We start from the raw sequence: 1,082 nt of genomic DNA on the forward strand, positions 1-1,082 counted from the left end.
AGCCGAATCAATGGAAACAGTAGTATTTTCAGGTATTGATAATACACATTCCGTGCTGGGAGCCTTTCCCAGCCGAATCAATGGAAACCTATTTGGATTTAGTTTTGCCCCCTTCTCGGTAGTATGTGCTGGGAGCCTTTCCCAGCCGAATCAATGGAAACCCCATCGATCACCTCGAAGAACTCTTCGAGGGTGTAGGTGCTGGGAGCCTTTCCCAGCCGAATCAATGGAAACCCTTGCATGGCAGCAAGGCATTTGCGAGCGTCATGTGCTGGGAGCCTTTCCCAGCCGAATCAATGGAAACGTAGCAGTAGGAGTAGGCGCGGGTTCTGCAGCAGGTGTGCTGGGAGCCTTTCCCAGCCGAATCAATGGAAACGTTACCCTCTTGGCTCGCCTGTTGCCGTTCTCTACGTGCTGGGAGCCTTTCCCAGCCGAATCAATGGAAACCGGCCTGAATTCTTTAACAGCTTCTTCGAGCTTAGAGTGCTGGGAGCCTTTCCCAGCCGAATCAATGGAAACCTCCAAACTTATGATGCGTATTGCTTTTCCCAGCAGGTGCTGGGAGCCTTTCCCAGCCGAATCAATGGAAACTTCGGCAGTGGATTCAGTCCGTTGCAATACGCTACACGTGCTGGGAGCCTTTCCCAGCCGAATCAATGGAAACTGTGCGGGGTCATAAACTGTGACCACGAAAATGTGAGTGCTGGGAGCCTTTCCCAGCCGAATCAATGAAAACTAATGGAAACTAATGGAAACTTTCAAGGAGACATCGTTCGTTTATGCTAGAGATCAGGTCTTAGCTCCATCGCACTGTTGCCTCAATGGCTTTTCATCTCCCGCAACTGAGCTGCAAACTGCGTCCAGAGGTCGCTGCCCTCCAGCCCGAACTTGTGCAGTGGCGGCGCTATTTGCACCAGCGCCCGGAATTGGGCTTTCAGGAGCACGGGACGGCGGCCTTTGTCAGTGAAAAACTGCGGCAATGGGGCATTCAGCATCGCACAGGCATTGCCCAAACGGGAATTGAAGCGTTGATTCCAGGCACGCGACCGGGGCCGGTGCTGGCAATTCGCGCCGATATGGAT

The 1,082-nt window shown here is 53.0% G+C and carries 1 pseudogene and 1 CRISPR repeat array; the pseudogene reads left to right on the top strand.

From position 1 onward, the window contains the following. Positions 1-52: 52 nt before the first annotated feature. Positions 53-736: a CRISPR direct-repeat array (repeat unit 36 nt; unit sequence GTGCTGGGAGCCTTTCCCAGCCGAATCAATGGAAAC). A gap of 85 nt (positions 737-821) precedes the next feature. After that, positions 822-1,082, top strand: a pseudogene (locus ACK4HN_RS11880) (amidohydrolase); the annotation flags it as partial.

The sequence above is a fragment of the Thermosynechococcus sp. genome (assembly GCF_046299655.1).
Lineage (GTDB): Bacteria > Cyanobacteriota > Cyanobacteriia > Thermosynechococcales > Thermosynechococcaceae > Thermosynechococcus.